The organism is Planomonospora algeriensis (assembly GCF_977012225.1).
This window is the reverse complement of the sequence record NZ_CDRNDK010000372.1, coordinates 1-6,345: the sequence shown is the minus strand read 5'-3', so window position 1 is coordinate 6,345 and position 6,345 is coordinate 1. Positions and strand designations below refer to the sequence as shown.

At 72.9% G+C, this 6,345-nt stretch carries 6 protein-coding genes; 4 read left to right on the top strand and 2 right to left on the bottom strand.

Annotated elements, in window-relative coordinates; all coding sequences use genetic code 11:
- Both ACWJ6R_RS27780 and ACWJ6R_RS27775 read left to right on the top strand, forming a co-directional pair.
- Nucleotides 1–2,891 (top strand): cellulose binding domain-containing protein (locus ACWJ6R_RS27780; RefSeq protein WP_449065058.1); only part of this gene is annotated, 2,891 nt, incomplete at its 5' end.
- A gap of 261 nt (nt 2,892–3,152) precedes the next feature.
- Entirely contained in the window at nt 3,153–3,596 is a 444-nt protein-coding gene (locus tag ACWJ6R_RS27775) for a TIGR02611 family protein (protein WP_449065057.1), read from the top strand.
- 27 nt (nt 3,597–3,623) lie between these two features.
- Here ACWJ6R_RS27775 and ACWJ6R_RS27770 read toward each other — a convergent pair whose 3' ends face one another.
- On the bottom strand, nt 3,624–4,139 hold the full coding sequence (locus ACWJ6R_RS27770; protein ID WP_449065059.1) for a GNAT family N-acetyltransferase: 516 nt from the start codon (nt 4,137–4,139) through the stop codon (nt 3,624–3,626).
- Nucleotides 4,140–4,284: 145 nt separating this feature from the next.
- Between ACWJ6R_RS27770 and ACWJ6R_RS27765 the strand changes: the two genes are divergently transcribed.
- Nucleotides 4,285–5,244, top strand: coding sequence for a WD40 repeat domain-containing protein (locus tag ACWJ6R_RS27765; RefSeq protein WP_449065056.1), 960 nt, complete (start codon nt 4,285–4,287; stop codon nt 5,242–5,244).
- A gap of 40 nt (nt 5,245–5,284) precedes the next feature.
- Here ACWJ6R_RS27765 and ACWJ6R_RS27760 read toward each other — a convergent pair whose 3' ends face one another.
- Nucleotides 5,285–5,605 carry a GroES family chaperonin gene (locus ACWJ6R_RS27760; protein ID WP_068896762.1) on the bottom strand — a complete coding sequence of 107 codons (321 nt, stop codon included), beginning with the start codon at nt 5,603–5,605 and terminating at the stop codon, nt 5,285–5,287.
- Between the two features lie 209 nt (nt 5,606–5,814).
- On the opposite strand from ACWJ6R_RS27760, the gene ACWJ6R_RS27755 reads away from it, so the two are divergent.
- Nucleotides 5,815–6,345, top strand: a 531-nt coding sequence (locus ACWJ6R_RS27755) for a DUF885 family protein (protein WP_449065055.1), incomplete at its 3' end; no start/stop codon positions are given.

Sequence of the window (6,345 nt, the reverse complement as noted above, 5' to 3'; positions counted from 1 at the left end):
CCGCCCCGGCCGGCGCCCTGGCGGCCGCCGCCACCGCCGCCACCGCCATGGCCGCCGAGACCAACGACTGGAAGAACGTCCGGATCGACGGCGGCGGGTTCGTCCCGGGCATCATCTTCAACCAGAAGGAGAAGAACCTCATCTACGCCCGCACCGACATCGGCGGGGCGTACCGGTGGGAGCAGTCCAGCAAGAGCTGGATCCCGCTGCTCGACTGGGTCGGCTGGGACAAGTGGGGGTACAACGGCGTGGTCAGCCTCGCCACCGACCCCGTGGAGACGAACCGCGTCTACGTCGCGGCCGGGATGTACACCAACGACTGGGACCCCAACAAGGGCGCGATCCTGCGCTCGGCCGACAAGGGAAAGACCTGGCAGGCCACCGAGCTGCCGTTCAAGCTCGGCGGAAACATGCCCGGCCGGGGGATGGGCGAGCGGCTGGCCGTGGATCCGAACGACAACCGCGTGATCTACCTCGGCGCGCCCGACGGCAACGGCCTGTGGCGCAGCACCGACAAGGGCGTCACCTGGGCCAAGGTCGCGAGCTTCCCCAACCCCGGGAACTACGCCGCCGACCCGGGCGACCCCAACGGCTACCTGAGCCACCGGCCCGGCGTGGTCTGGGTGACCTTCGACCCGACCTCGGCGGCGGCCGGCAAGACCACGCAGAAGATCTACGTCGGCGTGGCCGACAAGGAGAACACGGTCTACAGCTCCTCCGACGGCGGCGCCACCTGGACCCGCGTCGCCGGGCAGCCGACCGGCCACATCGCCCACAAGGGCGTGCTCGACCACACCACCGGCACCCTGTACATCGCCACCAGCGACACCGGCGGGCCGTACGACGGGGCCAAGGGCGACGTGTGGAAGCTGGACACCGAGACCGGCGCGTGGACGCAGATCAGCCCGATCCCGTCCAGCTCCGCCGACGACTACTTCGGCTACAGCGGCCTCACCATCGACCGGCAGAACCCGAACACGATCATGGTCGCCACCCAGGTCTCCTGGTGGCCCGACGCGATCTTCTTCCGGTCCACCGACGCCGGCGCCACCTGGACCCGGATCTGGGACTGGGGCTCCTACCCCGAGCGGACCAAGCGCTACACCATGGACATCACCTCCGCGCCGTGGCTGACCTTCGGGACCAACCCGCAGCCGCCGGAGGAGGCGCCCAAGCTCGGCTGGATGAACGAGTCGGTGGAGATCGACCCGTTCGACTCCAACCGGATGATGTACGGCACCGGCGCCACGATCTACGGCACCGAGGACCTGAAGAAGTGGGACACCGGCGGCACGTTCACCATCAAGCCGATGGTCCAGGGCCTGGAGGAGACCGCCGTCCTCGACCTGGTCAGCCCGCCCAGCGGCGCGCCCCTGGTCAGCGCGCTCGGCGACATCGGCGGCTTCCGCCACACCGACCTCACCAAGGTCCCGCCGATGATGTTCACCGCCCCGAACTTCACCTCGACCACCAGCCTCGACTACGCCGAGACCAGCCCGAACATCATGGTCCGCGCGGGCAACTTCACCGACGCCGACAGGCCGGGCGACAGCCACGTCGCCTTCTCCACCGACGGCGGCGCCAACTGGTTCCAGGGCACCGAGCCCGGCGGGATCAACGAGGGCGGCACCGTCGCCGCGGCCGCCGACGGCTCCCGGTTCGTCTGGGCGCCCAAGGGCGTGGCCGTGCACCACTCGGTCGGCTACGGCAACAGCTGGACCGCCTCCACCGGCATCCCGACCGGCGCCGTGGTCGAGTCCGACCGGGTGAACGCCAAGAGGTTCTACGGCTTCAGCGCCGGGAAGTTCTACACCAGCACCGACGGCGGCGCCACGTTCACGGCCTCCGCCGCGACCGGCCTGCCCGCCGAGGGCAACGTCAAGTTCAAGGCCGTGCCCGGCCGCGAGGGCCACATCTGGCTCGCCGGCGGCGACGCCGCCAAGGGCGCGTCCGGCATCTGGCGCTCCACCGACGGCGGAGCCTCCTTCACCAAGCTCTCCGGGATCACGTCCGCGGTGAACATCGGCTTCGGCAAGGCCGCGGAGGGCCGGAGCTACCAGGCGCTCTACGCGGTCGCCACGATCGGCGGCGTGACCGGCGTCTTCCGCTCCGACGACACCGGCGCCACCTGGGTCCGGGTCAACGACGACCAGCACCAGTACGGCAACATGGGCGAGGCCCTGACCGGCGACCCTCGGATCTACGGCCGCGTCTACCTGGGCACCAACGGCCGCGGCATCGTCTACGCCGACACCGGCGACGGCGGCACCACGCCCCCGGACGACGACACCACCGACCCGTCCAAGCCGGGCAGGCCGGCCGCCTCGGCGATCACCTCGACCGGCGCCACGCTGACCTGGACGGCCTCGACCGACAATGTCGGCGTCGAGGGCTACGACGTCTACCGCGAGGCCGGGGCCACGGACGTCAAGGTCGGCTCACCCTCCTCGGCGTCGTTCGCCCTGACCGGGCTGACGGCCGACACCTCCTACACCTACTACGTCGTGGCCCGCGACGCCGCCGGCAACACCTCGGCCGCCTCCGACCCGGTGACCTTCACGACCACCACCGGCGGATCCACCGAGGGCGGCTGCACCGCCGCCTACAAGGTCGCCAACTCCTGGCCCGGCGGCTTCCAGGGCGAGGTGACGGTCAAGAACACCGGCACCGCCGCGATCACCGGCTGGACCGTGAAGTGGGCCTTCCCCGACGGCCAGAAGATCACCCAGCTCTGGAGCGGCGTGCACACCCAGACCGGGGCGGACGTCACCGTCGAGAACGCGGGCTGGAACGGCAACCTGAACGCGGGCGCCTCCACCTCGTTCGGTTTCGGCGGCAGCTGGACCGGCGCCAACGGCGTCCCCGCCACCGTCACCTGCACCGCGGGCTGACCCGCGCGAGGTGACCCCGCGGGGAGGCCCCGGCCGTACGGCCGGTTCCGCCCGGCGGGACGGTCTTCCGGCCTCGTGCCCTCCGAGGGCACGAGGCCGGACTCGTCCGCGGGGAGGAGCGGAGCCCGGACGCGCGGGCTATCCTGGAACGAAACCGACTGTCCGGGGGAGCACGTGGCCATCTCAGACGGGGTGCGAGGCACCCAGGACGGCGCCGGGCGACCGTCCGGGACCGGAGCGGCGGAGGGGGAGGGCCCGACCATGCGCGAGACCGGTGACGCCGAGGCGATGAAGGCCGAGGCGGCCGAGCACTCGCCCATCCGCTCGGGCCTGCACGGCCGGCTGGACGCCATCCGGTCCACCCGCGCCGGCCGCCTCACCCTGAAGATCGTCGTCGGCACGCTCGGCGGCGTGCTGGTCGTCGCCGGGCTCATCATGGTGCCGTTCCCCGGTCCCGGCTGGGCGGTCGTCTTCGCCGGCCTGGCGGTGCTGGCTCTGGAGTTCCACTGGGCCCACCGGCTGCTGGAGTTCGGCAAGCGAACCCTGTCGGCCTGGATGGTCTGGCTCGGCCGGCAGCACCTCGCGGTCAAGGGCCTGGTCATCCTGGTCGCCGCCGCGACCGCCACCGCCATCGTCTACTTCGGCGTCAAGCTCAGCTTCGGCGTCGACCTCGTCCTGGAGGCCCAGAAACTCCTCATCCGCTGACCCCGGGCCGGCGATTCGGCGGGCGGGTCAGGCAGGCGGGGCGAGCGTGTGCAGGTGCATCTCGACGAGCTCGTCCCCTCCGTCCGGCGACGGCTGGGTGAGCAGCCGGGCCAGTGCGAACCCGTTCCTCCTGGCGACCGCGCAGGAGGCGGGGTTGGCCACAGCGTGCCGCAGGTCCAGCCGGGACAGCTCCAGGCAGGCGAACGACCACCGGGCGACCGCGCCGAGCGCGTGACCGGCCACCCCGCGCCCGCGGGCCGGGGGCAGGACCCAGTAGCCGACCTCGCCGGTCCCGGCGCCGCAGGTCCGCACTCTGATGTGGCCGAGCACCTCGCCGGTGGTCGAGTCCGCGATGGCGAAGGAGGCCGACGAACCGTCGGCCCAGCCGTCGATCCGGTCGGCGAGCCAGGCCTTCTCGTCGGGGACGCCGGGGGAGGCGGTCGCCCAGCGGCGGATCTCGGGGTCGCGCAGGGCCGCGCCCACCACCCCGGCGTCCTCGGCGCGCCACGGCCGCAGGTGCAGCGTGCCCGCGGTGATCTCCATGGGTTCCACGCCGGATGAGCCTACCCGGTCGGCGCTCCGCTCCCGCGGGGAGAGGCGGCGGCCGGCCGCGGACGCGGCCCTTGTTAGGCCAACCGATTCGTTATAGATCTCGAATCATGAGGATCTCCCGGCCTAGGCTGCGGCCGTGCCCCTGACTCACGGGATTCACCGACTGCTCCGCGGCGCCGTCATCGCGGCCGCGCTGATCGTGCCGGCCCCCCTCGCCGCGCACGCCGGCGCGCACACGGCCGCGCCGGTGGACATCAAGCTGCCCGGCACCTCGGCGACCGTGCGGGAGGACTCCGCCGACCCCGCGCGGGTGACCTCGTACACGCTGAAGGGTGCCGCCTACCTGCGTAGGGGCACCGGGTTCGCGAGGAGGACCGGCGACGCGGAGGTCACCGTCGCGCCGAAGGGCGCCCGGGCACTGGCGGTCCCGGCCGCCTACAGCTCCGGATACGACTCGGTGGTCCTCCTCGATGTCGCGTCGGGCAAGGGCACCCGGATCCGGACCGTGCGCAAACCCCTGGTCGCGAACTCCGCGCGCTGGTCCCGCGACGCGGGCAAGGCGGTCCTGACCGTCAGGAAGAAGTCCGGGTCGGCCTGGGCGACCACCGGGTTCGTGATCGTCGACGCGGCCGCCGGGTCGGCGCGGACGGTGACCGTGCCGGGGGTGGACGCGGCGGCGACCTTCCGGTGGAGCCCCGACGGCGCCGAGCTCGTCGCGGGTCACCGGGGAGGCACCCGCTTCTACGGCCAGGACGGGTCGGTCCGGCGCACGCTGACCGGGACGGGCACGCCGGTCGGCGGTGAGGACGCCTTCTCGCCGTCGGGCCGTGCTCTGGCGACGTGGTGCCCGGCCTCCTACACCGAGCACGTCTGCGTCTGGAACCGGACCACGGGCAAGGCCGCCGCCCGGGTGGCCATCCGGCCGCAGAGCATCTGGGGCTGGTGGGACGAGAGGCACCTCATCGCGGTCCTGGCCTCCGGCGGGACCCACCGCGTGGTCCTGAGCGACCTGACGGGCAGGACCGTCCGGACACTGGCGGCCTTCTCCGCCGCCGACTGGAACAAGAAGCTCTATCTCGGCTACACCCGAAAGTGACCCGGGTTCCGCGGCTGCCCGGCGCGGGGCACCTGGAGGCTCAGAGGTAGAGGCCGGTGCCGTTGTCGGTCTGCGGGGTGGCGATGGCGTGCAGGTCGCGCTCGCGCATGACCAGGTAGGTCTGGCCGTGGACCTCGACCTCGTACTGGTCCTCGGGGTTGAACAGGACCTTGTCGCCGACCTTCACCGCGCGGGCGTTCGCGCCGACGCCGCAGACCTCGCCCCAGACGAGGCGGTTGGCGATCTTCACGGTCGCCGGGATCACGATGCCCGCGGTGCTGCGCCGCTCCTCGGACTCCTGCTCGACCTTGACCATGACGCGGTCGTGGAGCATCTGGATCTCGAACTTCGGGTCAGCCACAGCAGTAGTTTATGGGACGGGCGGAGCCGTACCGGCTGATCGGGGCGCTTCGGCGGCTCCGGGCCGGCGGCGGTGGCCCCGCCGGCCCGGCCGGCCCGTCGACCCGGTGGTCCGGTGGTCCGGTGGTCCGGTGGCCCGGTCGGTCCCGGTGCCGGGGAGGGTGCGCGCGGAGCGCCGGGCGCCGGGCACGCCGGGTAGGCTCACCGCGCATGACGGATCTTTCCCCCGATTCTGCCCGCCTGGTCGACGGCTTCCTCGACTGGTACCTCGACGCGAACCCCGTCCGCGCCTCCCTCGCGGGCGCGCCCGGGTACGACCGCACCCTCGGCGACTTCACCGAGGCCGGCATCGCCGCCCGGGAGGCGCAGGCGCGGCGCTGGCTGGAGCGGCTGGAGGCCGCCGGAGACACGGACGGCGGGGACGGTGGGGACGGTGGGGACGGCGCGGAGGACGACGGGTTCGAGGACCGGATCGACCGGGAGCTGGTCGTCTCCGCGCTCCGCGGGGCGGTCGCCCAGGAGACCTGGCCGTCCTGGCGGCGGGATCCCTCCTTCTACGTCGGGCCGCTCTTCGCCTCGATGTTCAGTCCTTTCCTGCACGGGCTGGCCCCCGAGGCCGAGCTGGTGGACGCCGCCGTGGCGCGGCTGGCCGAGGTGCCGGGCGTGCTGGCGGCCTGCCGTACCAACCTGGACCGGGGGGCTGGCGGCGCCGCTGCTGGTCGAGCGGGGGGCTCGGCCAGG